General features: G+C 41.5%; 18 protein-coding genes and 1 other annotated feature. Of the genes, 13 read left to right on the top strand and 5 right to left on the bottom strand.

Going from position 1 to position 18736, the window contains the following annotated elements; all coding sequences use genetic code 11:
- Positions 1-92: 92 nt before the first annotated feature.
- Both CSV69_RS01510 and asd read right to left on the bottom strand, forming a co-directional pair.
- The gene (locus tag CSV69_RS01510) at positions 93-581 is read right to left on the bottom strand and encodes a DedA family protein (RefSeq protein WP_099624653.1); all 489 of its coding nucleotides are present in this window, start codon (positions 579-581) and stop codon (positions 93-95) included.
- Positions 582-598: 17 nt separating this feature from the next.
- Complete coding sequence (asd, locus tag CSV69_RS01515) at positions 599-1378, bottom strand: archaetidylserine decarboxylase (protein WP_099692579.1); 780 nt, start codon at positions 1376-1378, stop codon at positions 599-601.
- Between the two features lie 57 nt (positions 1379-1435).
- Between asd and pssA the strand changes: the two genes are divergently transcribed.
- The 3 genes from pssA to recQ all read left to right on the top strand — a co-directional run bounded on the left by pssA (position 1436) and on the right by recQ (position 4298).
- Complete coding sequence (gene pssA / locus CSV69_RS01520; RefSeq protein ID WP_085426503.1) at positions 1436-1969, top strand: CDP-diacylglycerol--serine O-phosphatidyltransferase; 534 nt, start codon at positions 1436-1438, stop codon at positions 1967-1969.
- Between the two features lie 106 nt (positions 1970-2075).
- Complete coding sequence (locus tag CSV69_RS01525; RefSeq protein WP_085426502.1) at positions 2076-2495, top strand: hemerythrin domain-containing protein; 420 nt, start codon at positions 2076-2078, stop codon at positions 2493-2495.
- A gap of 30 nt (positions 2496-2525) precedes the next feature.
- Entirely contained in the window at positions 2526-4298 is a 1773-nt protein-coding gene (gene recQ, locus CSV69_RS01530; RefSeq protein WP_099692630.1) for a DNA helicase RecQ, read from the top strand.
- Between the two features lie 283 nt (positions 4299-4581).
- Here recQ and CSV69_RS01535 read toward each other — a convergent pair whose 3' ends face one another.
- The gene (locus CSV69_RS01535) at positions 4582-5751 is read right to left on the bottom strand and encodes an MFS transporter (RefSeq protein ID WP_099692580.1); all 1170 of its coding nucleotides are present in this window, start codon (positions 5749-5751) and stop codon (positions 4582-4584) included.
- Positions 5752-5907: 156 nt separating this feature from the next.
- Here CSV69_RS01535 and CSV69_RS01540 point away from each other — a divergent pair, with 156 nt between their 5' ends.
- From CSV69_RS01540 to CSV69_RS01560, 5 genes are all read left to right on the top strand, one after another.
- Positions 5908-6894, top strand: a complete 987-nt coding sequence (locus CSV69_RS01540; protein WP_099692581.1) for a diaminopimelate dehydrogenase — start codon at positions 5908-5910, stop codon at positions 6892-6894.
- Positions 6895-6942: 48 nt separating this feature from the next.
- Positions 6943-8028, top strand: coding sequence for a M42 family metallopeptidase (locus CSV69_RS01545; RefSeq protein ID WP_099692582.1), 1086 nt, complete (start codon positions 6943-6945; stop codon positions 8026-8028).
- 147 nt (positions 8029-8175) lie between these two features.
- On the top strand, positions 8176-9141 hold the full coding sequence (gene argF, locus CSV69_RS01550; protein WP_085426498.1) for an ornithine carbamoyltransferase: 966 nt from the start codon (positions 8176-8178) through the stop codon (positions 9139-9141).
- Between the two features lie 103 nt (positions 9142-9244).
- Positions 9245-9703 (top strand): small multi-drug export protein, encoded by a 459-nt coding sequence (locus CSV69_RS01555; protein ID WP_099692583.1) that lies wholly within the window; start codon positions 9245-9247, stop codon positions 9701-9703.
- A gap of 223 nt (positions 9704-9926) precedes the next feature.
- Complete coding sequence (locus CSV69_RS01560) at positions 9927-11549, top strand: long-chain fatty acid--CoA ligase (RefSeq protein WP_099692631.1); 1623 nt, start codon at positions 9927-9929, stop codon at positions 11547-11549.
- Positions 11550-11785: 236 nt separating this feature from the next.
- Here the strand turns inward: CSV69_RS01560 and sspI are convergent, their stop codons facing one another.
- The gene (gene sspI, locus CSV69_RS01565) at positions 11786-12001 is read right to left on the bottom strand and encodes a small acid-soluble spore protein SspI (protein ID WP_085426496.1); all 216 of its coding nucleotides are present in this window, start codon (positions 11999-12001) and stop codon (positions 11786-11788) included.
- Positions 12002-12084: 83 nt separating this feature from the next.
- Between sspI and CSV69_RS01570 the strand changes: the two genes are divergently transcribed.
- The 3 genes from CSV69_RS01570 (at position 12085) to pheT (ending at position 16687) form a co-directional block, all read left to right on the top strand.
- Positions 12085-12855 carry a TrmH family RNA methyltransferase gene (locus tag CSV69_RS01570; RefSeq protein WP_099692584.1) on the top strand — a complete coding sequence of 257 codons (771 nt, stop codon included), beginning with the start codon at positions 12085-12087 and terminating at the stop codon, positions 12853-12855.
- Between the two features lie 53 nt (positions 12856-12908).
- Positions 12909-13143, top strand: a binding site (T-box leader).
- 82 nt (positions 13144-13225) lie between these two features.
- Complete coding sequence (gene pheS, locus CSV69_RS01575) at positions 13226-14263, top strand: phenylalanine--tRNA ligase subunit alpha (protein WP_085426494.1); 1038 nt, start codon at positions 13226-13228, stop codon at positions 14261-14263.
- Positions 14264-14275: 12 nt separating this feature from the next.
- Positions 14276-16687: a phenylalanine--tRNA ligase subunit beta gene (gene pheT, locus CSV69_RS01580; RefSeq protein ID WP_099692585.1), complete on the top strand. Its 2412-nt coding sequence runs from the start codon at positions 14276-14278 to the stop codon at positions 16685-16687.
- A gap of 58 nt (positions 16688-16745) precedes the next feature.
- On the opposite strand, the gene rnhC is transcribed toward pheT, so the two are convergent.
- Positions 16746-17684 (bottom strand): ribonuclease HIII, encoded by a 939-nt coding sequence (gene rnhC / locus CSV69_RS01585; protein ID WP_099692586.1) that lies wholly within the window; start codon positions 17682-17684, stop codon positions 16746-16748.
- Between the two features lie 174 nt (positions 17685-17858).
- Between rnhC and zapA the strand changes: the two genes are divergently transcribed.
- Positions 17859-18119, top strand: a complete 261-nt coding sequence (zapA, locus tag CSV69_RS01590) for a cell division protein ZapA (RefSeq protein ID WP_085426491.1) — start codon at positions 17859-17861, stop codon at positions 18117-18119.
- 10 nt (positions 18120-18129) lie between these two features.
- Entirely contained in the window at positions 18130-18669 is a 540-nt protein-coding gene (locus CSV69_RS01595) for a CvpA family protein (RefSeq protein WP_085426490.1), read from the top strand.
- The last annotated feature ends 67 nt before the right edge of the window (positions 18670-18736 follow it).

Below are 18736 nucleotides of genomic sequence, written 5' to 3' on the forward strand. Positions count from 1 at the left end.
AGCAGAAATGGTGTCGTCCTTTTAAATTTTACTATCGAGAAGGTAAAAGGCATGTTTAAACAACTATGCCATCTGCTTTCATTCGCTATTGTTTAGAAAAATGGTAGACGAATGAAGTAGCCAAGCAACAAGCAAACCGTAGTGGAAACAATAACACCTGGAATAGCGAACAACACATATCGTCGAATGCTCATGCCGCTCATGCCTGAAATATAACAAATTAAATGGCGCATGCCCGGAACAAAATAACCGAAAGTCACCGTCCACGAGCCATAGGTCATAAACCAACGCTCAATCTTTTGCATACGTCGAGGCGTGAGGAAGAAGTAATTTCCAAAACGCCGAATTAAAGGTTTACCAACTTTTCTACCAATCATATACGTGAACAATGTTCCGACCATTACACCGGATATTGTAAAGATTATCGTGAATACAAAATGAAATGTACCTGCTGAAGTTAAATAACCGGCAAATGCTACAAGCAACTCATCCGGCATAGGCAACCCGAAAATACCAAGAGCCAAAAAGAAAAATATAGAAAGATAGCCATACTGCACTATATATTCTTGGAGATGTTCCATGATAAAACCTCATCTACTTAAGATTGCCACACTCCGATCCTATCACCAACTTGGACTTCTGTAAAAGGCATTTCTTCGGGCGTAAATATATTACTCTGTTCAATGAATAAAATAACAGTAGAACCAAATGCAAAATGACCAAAATCTTGTCCTTTTTCACAAGTAGTTTCAGAATTTGCAATGCGGACACTATTTACATTTAATGCACCAACCTTAACAATTGCCACCTGTCCAAAATCTGTGGAAAGCTCAGAAATAACCCTGTGATTGGAAGAAAATACATCTTTACGCATACGAATACCTAAATCGTTAACAGGATACGAAGTAGAACCTAATGCATAACGGTTCACTAACGTTCCTGAAACAGGGTAGTGGAAATGGTGGTAATGTCTAGGTGAAAGGTAAAATAAATAATAATAGCCATGTGTATAGCGAGAAGCTTTTTTTGAGTCACCAAGCAGTGAAGTCAGACTATATGTTTTGTCTTTTACTATAAATTGCTGTTGCGAGTCTATCATTCCTGAATCGCTAAGTACACCATCTACTGGTGAAATCAAACTGTTTGGATTGTTGTCAATCGGTCTTTTACCAGGTTGTAATGAGCGAGTAAAAAAGTCATTAAGACTCTTATATTGTTCTATTGAGTATTTAGCTTCGTCTAGTTGAATATGATAAAAAGATGCAAAAGGCTTGATTAACGGTTTACTAATTCGTGAAGTAGTTAATTGTTTTAGCAAAGCAGAACCGATCGGTGATCCGGTTAATTCAACAAATGATTTAAAAATACGTGTTTTCATCTTTTCTTCCTTTCATTAAAAGCATATACTAGAGAGATATAATGAGGAGGCTGTAATTTGTTTTCATTTAGATATTTTGATTATACTAAACTAAAATCCCAATTGGCGAATATCATTACACTTTTTAATTTGAGTTTAGGGATTATAGCGATATTGCTTGTGCTACAGGGTCATGCGCATATGAGTTTAATGTTTATTTTCTTTGCTGCTTTATTTGATCGGTTTGACGGTATGGTAGCTAGGCACTACCAAGCGGAATCAGCTTTCGGCAAGGAACTTGACTCACTTAGTGATCTAGTCTCTTTTGGAGTAGCTCCTGCTATTCTACTATATTCTACAGCATTGTCCGATACGATGTGGATTGGCTTGTCCGCTGTAATTTTTTATATTTTAGCAGGTGCTGTTCGTTTGGCTCGCTATAATGTAGAAGAGTTTGACGGTTCTTATTATGGCTTGCCCATTACTGCAGCTGGAGTATTGCTTACATTGGGATATTTTGCCGTACCGTATTTGATCGCACCTTATTTTGTGATTTATATGTGTGTGCTAGCTTGGTTGATGGTCAGTCGCTTTCGTATAGCAAAAGTATAAATAATGTCTTGCGGAGAAAGTTTCTGCGAGGCATTTTTCATTAGGGGAAACTATCACTAAAACATGAATTCTGTTATGCTTAAGAAAACTATAAGGAGTGGTCACTATGTCAGGACCCGCATTAAGACAGCTTCATTCACATAAGGCTATTCATGAAGGCGGACTCTCGGGAGCCGTCATGAAAACAGATGATTTATTGGAGTACTTCGAACAAGGTGAAACAGAAATGGTTCAGCAAGCTTGCGATCATTTATTGGATTATTGGAAGACACGAGTCATCAGTCATGCAGATGCGGAAGAAGAAGGTTTCTACAAACAAATGGTGGAAGAAAAACCTGAACTCGAACGAGATATTATTCAACTCACACGAGATCATGATCTCATGCGAATACTCGTAGCAGATATAGAAGCGTTGCGAGAAGAAGATCCAACTGTGACACCTGAAATTCTACAAAAGTTCAACGGATTAATTGTAGTGAATGAATTACATAGCCGAGAAGAAGAACGGATATTATTTGAATCATAAAACATGAATGACTAAGAGGAGGTGGTAGCGATCATTCAAAATCCGTTAGATATATTGGACAAGTATTTTGGCTATTCAGCATTTCGTGAGGGACAACAACGAGTCATCGATCAAGTATTGCAAGGTGATGACTCACTCTGCGTCATGCCCACAGGTGGCGGTAAGTCTGTTTGTTATCAAGTACCTGCGCTAGCGATGGAAGGAACGGTTCTTGTCATCTCGCCGCTTATTTCCTTGATGAAAGACCAAGTCGACGCATTGCATCAGTTAGGTATTCCGGCGGCGTATATTAACAGTACATTATCATCGGAAGAATACTTTGGTACGATGGATAATGCACTTGAAGGAAAATATAAACTGTTATATGTCGCTCCAGAGCGATTGGATTCCGAATCCTTTCTTAATCAATTACAGCGGATGACGATTCCGCTCATAGCGATCGACGAAGCGCATTGTATTTCACAATGGGGACATGATTTCCGGCCGAGTTACCGAAATATCCATCGTATCTTTGATTATTTAAACAACCGGCCCATTGTTCTTGCACTAACCGCAACAGCTACACCGGAAGTTCAGGATGATATATGCCAGCAATTGCATATCCCGCCTGTAAGTCGTGTCGTAACAGGTTTCGAAAGAAGCAATTTGGTGTTCTCTGTAGTCAAAGGTCAAAATCGAGATCAATTCGTTAAAGAATATGTTCTGAAAAACAAAAATGAATCGGGCATTATTTATGCTGCTACTAGAAAAGCAGTGGAGCAAGTTTATTTATTACTTGAAAAAAGTGGTGTTCCAGCTGCAAAGTATCATGCAGGGTTATCAATTGATGAACGCCAACAGCAACAAGACCGATTCATCATGGAAGATGCACGCGTGATGGTCGCAACTAACGCGTTCGGTATGGGAATCGATAAATCCAATATTCGCTACGTCATTCATTATCAAATGCCGAAGAATATGGAAAGTTATTATCAGGAAGCTGGAAGAGCAGGGCGTGACGGGCTTGACAGTGATTGTTATTTGTTATTCTCTTCGCAAGACGTCTTAACACAACGCTTCCTCATCGAACAGTCTCCAGATCCTTCCCGTGTATCGAATGAAATTAAAAAGATGCAAGTGATGGTAGATTACTGCCATACAGAAGGCTGTCTGCAAAAACATATCATCAAGTATTTTGGCGAGGATGACGTTGAAGATTGTGGTCGTTGCGGTAACTGCACCGACACGCGCGAGCAGTTTGATGTAACTGTTGATACGCAAAAAGTGCTTTCCTGTGTTATTCGCATGGGGCAACGCTTCGGTAAGACGATGGTTGCGCAAGTACTGACAGGATCGAGAAATAAGAAGCTCAAAGAATTGAACTTTGATGAGCTATCGACATATGGATTGATGAAAGGGCGCAATGCCAAAGACGTGGCAGATTTTATCGAATTTTTGATTTCGAAGAATTATCTACAAGTTGAAAGTGGGCCGTATCCTACTATTTTCGTCAGTGAAGATGGGAAAGACGTCTTACTAGGGAAAGTAAAAGTCTGGCGTAAAGGCGAGATGGTGACAACTGTCGTCGCTAAAGACGATCCGTTATTCAACGAACTGCGAGCGATGCGTTTGAAACTGGCACAAGAAGCTGGTGTCCCACCATTCGTTATTTTCTCGGACAAGACATTACGAGATATGGTTGCCAAAATGCCTGCCACTAATGAAGAGTTATTAACTGTGCAAGGGGTAGGCGAAACGAAGCTTGAACGTTACGGGGAAGTGTTCCTTGAGATTATCGATTCGTTTTCAACACAGCAAGCGTAATAGAAGGTGTCCAGAAGGTCGTGAAGCAACGACTTCCTGTGGCATCTTCTTTTTCATTTCTAGGTTTGTGAACTAGAAGTCTCGTAATGGTGTTAGGAATGGGGGCGCGTCCGCCAGCTGGAAATTCCATCCCTTCATACTCACTAAGTAACTCATTTTTTCCAAGTGCTTGCCCTTGAACTTAACGAGTTCACAAATTACCTATTAATCGATATTCTCCGCATAAGAAAGGTATGCCCATTAAAGTCAAATGACTTCAACAGACATACCTTTTTTATACTATTTACTGTGCAGAGCGTTGACCCTCGAATGGACGAGTATCTTTTCGCAAACCGATTAATGTAAAAATGGCTGCGATCAACAAAATCGCACTTGCAAGCATAAAGGCATGATGGAATTCCAAGTCCAATATACCGATAGCGCTAGAACCTACTACAACGCCAAACGAGAAGAACGCATAGAAGAATCCGTACGCTTTCCCTCTTGTTTCCGGTTCCGTAGAATCAATAAGCAATGAGTTAATAGATGGGAACAGAAATGCGAATCCAGTTCCATAGACGACCATCGCCAACATCATCAAAGACAGTTCGTCAACTTGTGATAAGAACAACATACTGCCACTCATCAAAATCAAGCCGACTGCCAATGTGACCATCGGACGAGCGATATCAAAAATACGGTTGATCGGCAAAACGAAAATCAACACAGCGACTAGACCGAAAACACTAAGCAGCATGCCTGTCGTTTTTGCATCAAACTGAAGGTGCTCGACTTTTAGTGGGAGTACTAAGGCCAACACGCCTTGTGAGAACATCAGGAAGAACGCGCCAAGAAACGCTCGTATGATACCTGGGTGGCGGAAAAATGCTAACGGCTTAACTGCTTTTTGTTTCGCTGTTTTTACTTTTCTTACGTATGTAAATGAACGTAAAAATATAACGGCGCCAATTGTCAGCAGAACCATGAAGACCCCATTGATCGCCATGATTGTTACAACGCTTGTCTTAACGGAAACGATCCCGCTATAAGCAGGTCCGAAAATGGCAGCAAGTCCGACAAACGCACCTGAGATTGCAGCATTTCTACCACGCTTGGAACGTTCGGAACCATTCGCAAGAAACGTGAAGGCTGCTGGAATGATTAAACCTTCCGTTAAGCCGTGCACAAAACGAATACCGATTAATGTTCCTGAACCAGAAATCAACCCATATGAGAACAACGACAAAGCGGATGTAAACAAACCGAATAATAGAATATAGAATGGTCCTTTGCGATCTGTCAAAATACCTGAAATGATATTACCAAAAATATTCGCAAACGAGTAAATACCGACCGATAATCCGACAATAAAAGCAGAAGCGCCGAGACCTGTAGCGAACGGACTCATGATGGGCAACTGTGAAAACAAATCAAAGAACGAGAAGAAAACAATTAGATAGACAAAAAAGCGCATAATGATCCTCACTTTACAAAAAATTCAACTACTATCTATTTTAACATGAAACTTTCCGAATAGAACTGAACTGCTCAAAGATAAATATTCGCAATCTATCATCCTTCACGGTAAAATGAAAAACGTAAACAACAAAGCATAAGGGGATGAGTGATCTTGACGAAAGAAATTCGAGTAGGAATCGCTGGTTACGGTAATTTAGGGCGTGGCGTAGAGTCAGCAATCAGTCAAAATGAAGATATGACATTAGTTGGCGTATTCACGCGCAGAGAACCGAAAGACGTACAATTACTTTCAGAGCAAGTACCCGTTCATAAGCTGGACGAAATAGAATCATTTAAAGAGGATATTGATGTTTTGATTTTATGCGGTGGTTCTAAAAACGACTTGCCAGAACAAGGGCCAGCCCTTGCAAAGCACTTTACAACGGTAGATAGCTTCGACACGCATGCCAAGATTCCAGAGTACTTCGCGGCAGTTGATGAAGTGGCTAAAGAGGCAGGAACAACAGCTATCATTTCTGTTGGATGGGATCCAGGTTTATTTTCGATCAACCGCTTAATGGGTGAATCCATTTTGCCAGAAGGTGAAACGTATACGTTCTGGGGTAAAGGATTAAGTCAAGGTCACTCAGATGCAGTGCGTCGTGTTGACGGCGTGAAAGCAGGCGTTCAGTACACATTGCCAGCTGAAGATGCGATCAACCGTGTGCGTAACGGTGAGCACCCTGAGCTTTCGACAAAAGATAAACATACACGTGAATGTTATGTCGTTCTTGAAGAAGGAGCTAGTGCAGATCAAGTACGTGAAACGATTGTTACGATGCCTGATTACTTCGCAGATTACGATACGATCGTTCATTTTATTACGGAAGAAGAGCTTCGTCTTGACCATGCTAAGATGCCACATGGCGGTTTCGTCATTCGCAGCGGCAACACGGGTAAGCACACAGATCAAGTCATAGAGTTCTCGCTTAAATTAGATAGCAATCCCGAATTTACATCAAGCGTCCTTGTCGCATATGCAAGAGCAGCTTATAAATTGCAGCAAAAAGGCGATACTGGAGCGAAAACAGTTTATGACATCGCACCAGGCTTGTTATCACCTAAATCACCTGCAGCTATTCGCAAAGAATTACTGTAATACCAGACAAATTATTTTGGAATGTAAAATGAGGAGGCAGAATCTTTTATGAAACTGGATGAAACATTAGAGATGCTAAAAGATTTAACAGATGCACGAGGAATCCCGGGCAATGAGCGTGAAGCACGGGACGTCATGACGAAGCACATTAAACCCTATGCAGATGAAATCGATCATGACGGACTCGGTTCACTTATTGCAAGCAAAGAAGGCGATGCAAACGGACCGAAGATTATGATCGCAGGACACTTGGATGAAGTAGGCTTCATGTTGACACGAATCGATGATAAAGGCTTCATTTACTTCCAAACAGTTGGTGGCTGGTGGTCACAAGTTATGCTTGCGCAGAGAGTGTCCATCGTTACACGTTCAGGCGAGACGATTACAGGCGTGATTGGTTCAAAGCCGCCACATATCCTGACACCTGAAGCTCGCAAGAAACCTGTCGATATTAAAGACATGTTCATTGATGTAGGTGCTGAGACAAAAGAAGAGGTTCTATCATGGGGCGTTCTTCCAGGCGATATGATTGTGCCATACTTCGAATTTACCGTGATGAAAAATGAAAACTACTTGCTCGCAAAAGCATGGGATAATCGTATCGGCTGTGCAATCGCGATTGAAGTGATGAAGCAGTTGAAAGATGAGAAACATCCGAACCGTTTGTATAGTGTGGGAGCAATTCAAGAAGAGGTAGGTTTGCGTGGAGCTAAAACAGCGGCGAATAAAATTCAGCCGGATATAGGTTTCGCTGTCGATGTAGGTATTGCTGGTGATACACCTGGTGTTACTGCGAAAGAATCTATTGGAACAATGGGCGAAGGTCCACAAATCTTACTCTATGATGCTTCGATGGTGTCTCATAGAGGATTACGCAACTTTGTAGTGGATACAGCAGAAGAGCTGAATATCCCGTATCAATTTGCAACTATGTCCGGTGGCGGCACGGATGGCGGATCAATTCATGTAAGCGGAACAGGAACTCCGACATTGGCGATTTGTATCCCAACACGCTACATTCATAGTCATGCGGCTATGCTTCACCGTAAAGACTTTGAAAACACAGTGAAACTTTTAGTGGAAGTCGTTAAACGCCTTGGTGCAAATGAAGTAAAAAACATTACATTTGAATAAATAATACTAGTAGACAACGATGCTCAAAAGTATCGTTGTCTTTTTAATTAAATTATACGATAAGTTATAAAAATTCATTTGACTTCATAAATATACATATGTATACTAGTTTATACATACTTCAAATGGATGGATGGGGATTAAAAAATGGTAAAAACAAATCAAACAACTTCACTTATAGAAAAAGATAGCTTAAAAGGACGCGATTTTTTAACACTACTCGATTATTCTAGCGAAGAGGTCGCGTATCTCGTACAACTGGCATATGACATGAAACAGGATACATTGGCTGGTAAGACGCCGGACATTTTAGCAGGTAAGACACTCGGTATGATTTTCGAAAAAAACTCCACACGTACACGTATTTCATTCGAAGTGGGCATGATCCAGTTAGGCGGACATGGCATTTTCATGAATGCGCGTGATTTACAGATTGGGCGTGGCGAATCCGTTTCAGATACTGGAAAAGTATTGTCCGAGTTTTTGGATGGCGTGATGATCCGTGCGAAATCTCATAAAATGGTGGAAGAATTGGCAGAACATACAACAGTTCCTGTCATTAACGGTTTAACGGATCTATTCCATCCGTGCCAAGCGATGGCAGATCTACTGACAATCAAAGAAGTTAAAGGGGATTTAAAAGGCTTGAAACTTTCGTATATTGGAGACGGAAATAACGTTGCGCATTCATTAGTGATTGCAGGTGCACATATGGGTATGCACGTTTCTGTCGCAACACCAAAAGGCTATGAATATCATTCGGGTTTGTTTGAAAAGGCAAAGAAAATTGCCGAGTTGAACGGCGGTAGCGTAACGTCAACATACGACCCAATCGAATCTTCTACTGATGCAGACGCTATTTATACAGATACTTGGACAAGTATGGGGCAGGAAGAAGAAGCGGCGCAGCGTTTGATCGACTTTAAAGACTTCCAGATCAATGATCAATTGGTCGGTCATGCGAAAAAAGATTATGTATTCTTGCACTGTCTTCCAGCACATCGTGAAGAAGAAGTATCGACTTCCGTAATCGATGGTAAGAACTCGTATGTCTTCCAACAAGCAGGAAATCGTCTGCACGCACAAAAAGCGGTAATTGCTTCATTACTATAATAAATTGATTAGCTGTTTTCCTTTACGAGGAAAACAGTTTTTTTATGCTCTGCTACCTTTCATTTGATATACTGAATGGAATCGAAGTAGGGGAGGAAACTTTTTGTTAACATATCTACTTGTGTTTCTAGCAGGTGCAGCGCCAGGGTTTGAAGTGCTGGTGGCAGTTCCGCTCGGCATTTTACGTGGAATGCCTTTGGCAACTGCCGTGCTAATTGGATTTGCAGGAAATGCTTTGACTATAATTCTAGAAATTATGATCTTTCAAAAGTTAAAAGACTGGTGGGAAAGTAGAAAGAAAACGGATGCGAATGCTCCGTCAAAACGTACTGCACGAGCTGAAAGTATTTGGAAGCGCTTTGGTATTCCTGGCCTTGCCCTTCTCGGTCCGGTTCTCATAGGCTCTCATCTGGCTACATTTTTAGCGTTGGCGCTCGGTTCTTCCAAATCTCAGACCGCCATTTGGCTACTAATTAGTCTTGCGATCTGGTCAGTTGTATTTGGAACGTTAACGGTTATGGGAGTTGACGTATTCTTTTGGACACGTCAAAAATTAGCGTAAGCGATATACTACAGAATTATGTAGACAGAATAGTTTGACAACGTATATACTATATTCAGAAAGTAACGTTAACAACTATTCATAGTACTACTCGTTTGCGCATAGAGTACATCCTGAGAATCATTCCATCTGCGCATCGATTTCATTGAAATGAAGAGTACATGCTTTGAATCATGCACGACGGATTGATAATTTCACTTCTAAAAAAGAGGAGCGGATGGATATGATGCAAACCCCATTGATTCTATCAACATTTATTACACGGGCAGAACGATTCTTTCCAAACAAGATGATCATTTCACGTACAGGAGAGCAACGCATACAGCGTTTTACGTATCGTGAATGGGCGAAGAGAACACGTAAACTATCAAATGCATTGACAAAGCTAGGAATGGGAAATGGAACAAAAGTGGGTACATTTGCGTGGAACCATCACCGCCATTTGGAAGCCTATTTTGGGGTGCCTTGTACGGGAGCAGTCTTGCACATGATCAATATTCGGCTATCGCCTGAACATATTATGTATATCATTAATCACGCAGAAGACGAAATCTTGCTAGTAGATGAAGAGTTTTTCCCTCATCTTGAGAAAATGGCACCTATGTTGAAAACGGTAAAGCATTTTGTCGTCATGAGTGACAGTAAGGAAATACCTGAAACTACGTTAGAAAACGTCCATTCATATGAAGCGTTATTGGAAAGTGCTTCGGATGAATATGACTATCCAGAAGATTTAGATGAAAATACTCCAGCAGGCTTATGTTACACATCGGCTACTACAGGTCAGCCCAAAGGCGTGATTTATTCTCATAGAGGATTAGTGCTGCACAGTTATGCACTCGGATTGTCAGATGCTATGGGGCTGTGCGAACGTGACGTCGCGATGTCTATCGTGCCGATGTTCCACGCAAATGCGTGGGGAATTCCATTCGCTGGTGTGTTCTATGGGACAACCCAAGTATTACCTGGCCCGGGATTCAATCCTTCCGTACTTCTTGACATGATTGAAAGTGAAAAAGTGACAATGACAGCTGGCGTTCCAACCGTTTTTCTAGCTATATTAAAAGAGCTCGAGCAAGCATCACATGATATTTCATCACTTCGTGCCATTGTGTGTGGTGGCTCCGCATCTCCTAAAGGCTTGATTCGTGCATTTGAAGAAAAATACAACATACCGTTTATTGTTGGCTATGGTATGACGGAAACGACACCACTCGTTAGTCTATCGGTTCTTACTTCCTCTATGGACAACTTGTCGACAGAAGAACGAATCAACACGCGTGCGTTGCAAGGTTTAGTTATGCCGGGACTCGACATTCGGATAATCAATGAAAACGGGGAAGTGCCATGGGATGGTAAGACGATGGGCGAATTAACCGTTAGGGGTCCATGGATCGCGGACGAGTATTATAAGGATGAACGTACGGAAGAAGCATTCAAAGACGGATGGCTGTATACAGGAGATATTGCTGCTATGACAGAAGATGGCTACCTAAAGTTGATGGATCGTACGAAAGATCTTATCAAGAGTGGTGGCGAATGGATTTCGTCAGTCGATTTGGAAAATGCGTTAATGTCACATAAAGATGTCTACGAGGCTGCCGTGATTGCGGTTCCCCACGAGAAATGGATGGAACGTCCGCTAGCCTGCGTAGTGTTGAATGAAAATGTGGCGGAAGATGATGCGAAGGTGCAAGAGTTGAAGGATTCGTTAAAGGGACAATTTGCGAGTTGGTGGATTCCGGATGAAGTTTTGTTTGTGAAGGAGATTCCGAAGACGTCAGTCGGAAAGTTCTTGAAAGCTGCGTTGCGTGATCAGTTGAAGGAGCATTATACGAGCAAGTAAAAGGACACGGAGATGCATCGCTTCACTACTTTTTAGATGGATAAAAAATAAAGTAATTGTCCCTTTCCTCCACACCAATCCTTTGCAATGCGAATAGAAGATACTTTTTATTGCGCATTAAAGTAAGTGCTGTAATCTATTTTGAACTTCAGTACTTGAATCTGAATAAGTTAAGACAAAAAGAGATGCCATTGTAATGACTGTGGCATCTCTTTTGCCTTTCCTCACACACCTTTTTATTGTGCTTGTGCGAATGATTGGGAAAGTTCGTTTGTGATTTCTTCTTTTTCTTTTTCGTCGGAACGCTTCCATAGTTGTTCAAAAAATACGCCTAGTCCAGGTAGAAGGTGTTCTTCTCCTCTTTGTATGGCGTCGTCTATTACACCTCGAACGTCAGTGGAACTATTGTTTGTCATGTTTGCTGTAATTGCATCACGTATTTGGAAATTCATTTGCATCAGCCTCCTTTATTCGTATCTTTTCCACAAAAGTCGCTAAATATACGCTGATTTGGTACACTAAAAAGAAAAAAAGGATGTACAGCCTCTTGAATAAACGAATTGAATCAACTCAGAATTCTTTAGTGAAGCATTGGAAGAAATTAGTGACGACGAGAAAAGAACGAGATCAGACGAAAGAGTTTCTTGTGGAAGGTTTTCATCTTGTAGAAGAAGCTATTAAACAGCCGGATTTGGTTATTCAATTGCTTGCACGCGAAGATATTGAAATTCCGGCACACTGGAATGCGCCGATTATTGAACTGACAGCGGCAGTTGCAAAAGAAATTTCTGAAACGGAACAAACGCAAGGTGTTTTTGCTTATTGTAAACAGCCACAATATGAGGAAGCTGATCAACATCAATGGAAGAAAGTATTACTAATTGATGCTGTACAAGATCCAGGCAATATCGGTACGATGATTCGAACAGCAGACGCAGCAGGTCTTGATGCAGTGGTACTCGGCAAGGGATGTGCAGATCCGTTTAATCCGAAAACGGTACGGTCAGCACAAGGCTCACACTTCCACATTCCTGTAGTTCGAGAAGAATTGACGGTGTGGATCGAACGTCTAAAAGATCACAACGTTCCGATCATCGGTACAGGTTTGCAGCAAGCAATTTCTCTTAACGAATTGCAAGCACAATCCTCATTTGCGTTACTAGTAGGCAATGAAGGAAGCGGTGTCGATAACGAGTTGCTATCCCAAGCAGATCATGTAGTGAAAATTCCATTATACGGTCAGGCTGAATCATTAAATGTGGCAGTTGCGACAGGCATATTGCTCTATACACTGCGTCAGTCATGATATCGCTATTGAAGGCGTAAACGTTTTACGGTATACTAGAAGGCGAATCAAAGAAAATAGCAATGACCGGGAAAAGTAAATGGCCAACACGTGATCAGGGATTTCACACCTCGACTGAAAGTGTGGAAAACGATGTTCCATTGAAGTTCACCCCGCGAGCTGCACGCTTGGACCAGACATGTAAAGGCGTGCCGGCAAAGGACCGTTATTCCAATTCAAGTGATTTTGTATCATATTTTTGATGCAAACTAATCAGGGTGGTACCGCGAAATCGACCTCGTCCCTTTTATAGGGGCGAGTTTTTTTGTTTTCCGATAAATTAACGGGAAGTATGCGATTACGACTGAAATAGAGAGAGGAGCAAGTACACATGAAAGAACAGTTGCACGAACTAAAAGAACAAGTCATGCTGAAAATCAAAGAATCCAATACTGTCAAAGAATTGAACGATGTACGCGTAGCGTATCTTGGGAAAAAAGGTCCAATTACTGACCTGTTAAAAGGAATGGGTAAACTGCCTGCTGAAGAACGTCCTAAGATGGGGGCGCTCGTCAATGAAATCCGTGAAAGTGTTACGGAAATTCTTGAAGAACGTAAAGTGATGCTTGAACAACAAGCAATTCAGGAACAACTGGAAAATGAATCAATAGACGTTACATTACCAGGTCGTCCTGTTGAACTTGGTAACCACCATCCACTGACTCGTGTTGTAGAAGAAATCGAAGACTTTTTCATCAGTATGGGGTATGAAATTGCAGAAGGCCCAGAAGTAGAGAAAGATTATTATAACTTTGAAGCATTGAACTTGCCAAAAGGTCATCCAGCTCGCGATATGCAGGATTCCTTCTATATTACAGAAGATATTTTATTGCGCACACATACGTCTCCTGTCCAGGCGCGAACTATGGAAGCGAAAGACGGAGCGGCTATTAAGATCATTTGTCCTGGTAAAGTATATCGACGTGACTCAGATGACGCGACGCATTCCCATCAATTTACTCAAATTGAAGGACTTGTCGTGGGTGAAAACATCCGCATGAGTGATTTGAAAGGTACGCTTGATCTACTCGCGAAGAAGTTATTCGGTGCTGAGCGTGAAATTCGTTTGCGTCCAAGTTTCTTCCCATTCACCGAGCCTTCAGTTGAAATGGATATATCTTGTTTCAAATGTGGCGGTTCAGGCTGTAACGTTTGTAAGAAAACAGGCTGGATCGAAATATTAGGAGCGGGTATGGTGCATCCTAACGTTTTGGAAATGGCTGGCTACAACCCGGAAGAAGTTACAGGATTTGCATTCGGCATGGGGCCTGAAAGAATCGCGATGTTAAAATACGGAGTGGAAGATATTCGTCATTTCTATACGAATGACATTCGGTTTATTTCACAATTCCACCGGACAGAGGCATAAGGAGGAATACTGATGTTAGTATCAACAAATTGGTTAAGTAATTACGTAGAATGGAATGAACTTTCCATAGAAGAGCTGGCTGAGAAAATCACTCGTGCCGGTATAGAAGTAGATGGTATTATTGATCGTTCATTCAATATGGACAATATCGTCATTGGACACGTAAATGATTGTGTAAAACATCCAGAAGCGGATAAATTACATATCTGTCAAGTAGATGTAGGTGGAGAAATCTCACAAATTATTTGTGGAGCACCAAATATTGCAGAAGGACAAAATGTAATTGTCGCGCGTCCAGGCGCTGTTTTACCTGGTGGCATGAAAATCAAAAAGGCAAAACTTCGTGGCGAAGAGTCTAACGGTATGATCTGTTCATTGCAAGAACTCGGCATAGAAGGCAAATTGGTTCCGAAAGCGTACGCAGAAGGAATTTATGTTTTACCGAATGATGTCCGTGCTGGAGATAGCGCTTTGACTCATCTTGGTTTGTATGATCGCGTTTTAGAATTCGATTTAACGCCAAACCGTTCTGACGCATTGAGTATGCTTGGTGTGGCATATGAAGTAGGAGCCATTTTATCGAAAGATATCAAACTTCCGGAAATTTCTTATGTAGCATCTGCAGAGAAAGCTCAAGATGCTTTGAAACTTACAGTTGAAACGCCTGAAGACAATCCAATGTACGTGGCCAAAGTAGTGAAAAACATCAAGGTTGCAGAATCACCTCAGTGGTTGCAAAACACGTTGATGTCTTCAGGTATTCGTCCGCATAATAATGTGGTTGATATCACGAACTATGTATTGTTGGAATACGGTCAGCCACTTCACGCGTTTGACTATGATCGTCTCGAAACAAAAGAGATTGTCGTACGTCATGCTCGTGAAGGTGAAAAGATGGTGACGCTTGATCAGTCAGAACGTACATTGAATGATCGTCAATTGGTTATAACGAATGGCAAAGAGCCCGTTGCACTTGCTGGAGTGATGGGTGGCGCTAATTCGGAAGTATATGAAGGAACAACGACTGTTGTTATTGAGTCTGCTTATTTCGCACCAGGTTCTGTTCGTCAAACGTCTAAAGAGGTAGGTCTACGCAGCGACGCAAGCACTCGTTTTGAAAAAGGTGTCGATCCGAATCGTGTAGCCGAAGCGGCAGAGCGAGCTGCGCAATTGATGGCAGAACTTGCAGGTGGAGAAGTTCTAGAAGGGTCTGTAATCTTCGACGAACTTGACAAAACACCTGTAAGAATCATTCTTTCTCCAGATTACGTGAATAATCGTTTGGGTATGAAGATTGCAATGGATGAAATGAAAACGATCATGGACCGTTTGCAAATACCTACCGAACTAATCAATGGCCAACTGGTAATGGATATTCCGACACGTCGTCAAGATCTGAAAATCAAAGAAGATATGATTGAAGAAATTGCACGACTATATGGTTACGATGAAATTCCAAAAACATTACCGGTTGTAGAAAGTACACCAGGAGGTTTGACTCCTTATCAAGCAAAACGTCGCATCGTTCGTGGATTCCTTGAGTCGGCAGGTCTTTCACAAGCACTGACATATTCATTAGCTTCACCAAAAGATGCACAGGCTTTTGCATTGGAGACCGCACCTGTAACGAAATTACTTATGCCAATGAGTGAAGAACGCAGTGTTCTTCGTCAAAGTATCATTCCACACCTACTAGATGCAACAACGTATAATGTGGCACGTCGAAATGAATCGATTGCACTTTACGAAACAGGATCTGTTTTCCTAGGTATCGAAGAAGATGGCTTGCCGAAAGAAGTAGAACACGTTGCCGCAGTAGTGACGGGCAAATGGGTTCATCACGCTTGGCAAGGTGAAACGAAAAAAGTTGATTTCTTCGTCATGAAAGGAATTGTAGAAGGGCTATTTGAGCAATTAGGTTTGCTTGAGCGAGTCCAATTCACAAAAGCGACTGTCGATCAAATGCACCCGGGTCGTACTGCGACAGTTTGGTTGGATGATCAGTCAGTAGGAATCATCGGTCAAGTCCATCCGACAGTACAAAACCAACGGGACTTGCAGGAAACGTACGTTATGGAAATGAACTTGCAATCTATTATGCAAGCTGCAACGGAAGAACTGTTGTATACAGCTGTTCCTCGCTACCCATCTATATCCCGCGATATTGCTTTGGTTGTTGATCGAGATACATCGGCTGCTACGTTAGAGAAGATTATCCATCAAGCGGGCGGTAAATTACTGAAAAAAGTTCAGTTATTTGATCTATACGAAGGAAAGAATGTGGAAGAAGGAACAAAGTCTGTTGCGTTCTCACTCACATATTTTGATCCTGAACGTACATTAACGGACGAAGATGTCGTCAATGCGCATAGTAAAGTATTGGATGCATTAACAGTCCAAGCAAATGCACAACTTCGCTCATAATCAAAAGAAAATCTGGCTACCCATTCGGGCGGCCAGATTTTCTTTTGATACCGTTAAATTATTTCTTATACACTAATTTCAAAGCTTTTTGAGTATTGGCGAAGTGAACTTTCGTGATGGAGTGTAAAAAAGGCTCACCCTTTTTGCGGATAATCTGACAAGCTACTTGATCAACTCTTGGTCCTGCACCTTTAGGTAGTGTTACACCTGCTTCAATACTTAATTGATCCATTGCTTCGAGGAAAGCAACCCGTGCCAGTATAGAGGCAGTAGCTACCGATACGTGGAGGTTTTCAGCTTTTGTTGAAAAAAGAACCCTGTCACGAATGATGTTGGATTCATCTTTTAAGTAATTGAAATAGGTTTTTCGTTGAGCAAACTGATCGATTAAAATATGTTCCGGTACGACTGGATCTATTTTTTCCAATACTTCCTGAAGTGCTTGGTTATGAAGGATCGCTTTAATCTTTCCTTGCGACCATCCTTGGCTTTGAATGTCGTTATACGCAGCATTATCGAGCGTTTTTACAGAGTAGGTGACGACTTCCTTTAAGTCATTTGCGATTTGTTGCATGTACGCATCCGTCAGTTGTTTGGAATCCTTTACTCCTAGTTCCTTTACCAATTCAATTTGATCGCTACTGACAAAGCAAGCAGCTACTGTGATAGGGCCGAAAAAGTCGCCGGTACCTGTTTCATCCGATCCAAGAACAGATAGTGATGCAAAGTTTGCGGGTAGCGTATCTCCTGTTGCTCCTGATGGCTTCGGTTTCGCTACTGCAGAAATAGAAACATTAGCACTCCAGCGTGCAGCTTCTCTATCCGCACCTGCTCCTTGAAATAACACTTTTCCCGAACGGTAGGCAGTGATGGATGTATCGGAAGTTTTTGCTGCGAAAATGACACCTGGTGCATTGCGAATCACTTTATTCGTTCCATAGTAGCGAACTACTTCTGGCATTTCTTTTTCAGACAGAACTATGACTTGATGGCTCATATATTTACCCACTCCTTGAAATAATCTATTCCTCAGTATACCTGAAACTAGAGTCTGTACTGAAGAATAATGTCAAAAATTCGAACCTCATGTCAATATGAGGCATAATTGATTCACAAGTAATCGATTTTCATGGTATGATTATGAGAGGGTTTTTAGGGGGAGGTCGTAACAATGGCGGACAAAAAAAAGGCAAGAGTGACAGTTGATATCTACGGACAAACATATACGGTTGTTGGTACGGAACCGGCTTCACATGTGCGTTATGTAGCCTCGCTCGTTGATGAAAAAATGCGCGAAATTAGTAAGCATAACCGGCATCTTGACAGCAAAAGAATTGCTGTTCTGACGGCGGTAAATAGTGTAAATGAATATTTGAAAATGCGGGACAAAGTAAAAGAATTAGAAGAAGAATTGAAAAAATTGAAGGGTTGAGGGGCAAAACATGATAGATTTACTCATCATTTTATTGCTGGTAGGCGGCTTAATCGCAGGATTTAGACGTGGATTCATCGTACAGCTCATCCACATGTTTGGATTGATCTTATCGGTGATTGTAGCGTATAAGTTCTACAAGCCTCTAGCAGAAAAATTAATTCTATGGATACCATATCCTGGTGCGACTGCGGCAGATGCACTTAGCTGGACATTCGAAAACTTGGATATGGATATGACGTTTTACCGGCTAATCGCATTTATATTGATATTTGTCGGAATGAAATTGATTCTACAATTAATTGGTTCCATGTTGGACTTTTTGAAGCATTTACCAATACTTGGTTTCGGTGCACGTCTGATTGGTGCTGCACTAGGCTTTATTGAATTTTACGTACTTATCTTTTTTGCATTATCTTTACTGGCCATGCTGCCGATTGAGGTAATCCAGAATTCATTGAGTCATTCTATGCTAGCGAAAGCAATGTTTGAACACACACCGATTATTTCCTCGGCAATAAAAAATTGGTGGTTCGTTTATATAGGCTAACGCAAGTAAATAATGTACTGTACATATGAACCAAAAGCTTCCCGAACGCGTGGAAGCTTTTTTAACA

The organism is Sporosarcina sp. P26b (assembly GCF_002743245.1).
In the GTDB taxonomy this organism is placed as follows: Bacteria; Bacillota; Bacilli; order Bacillales_A; family Planococcaceae; genus Sporosarcina; species Sporosarcina ureae_C.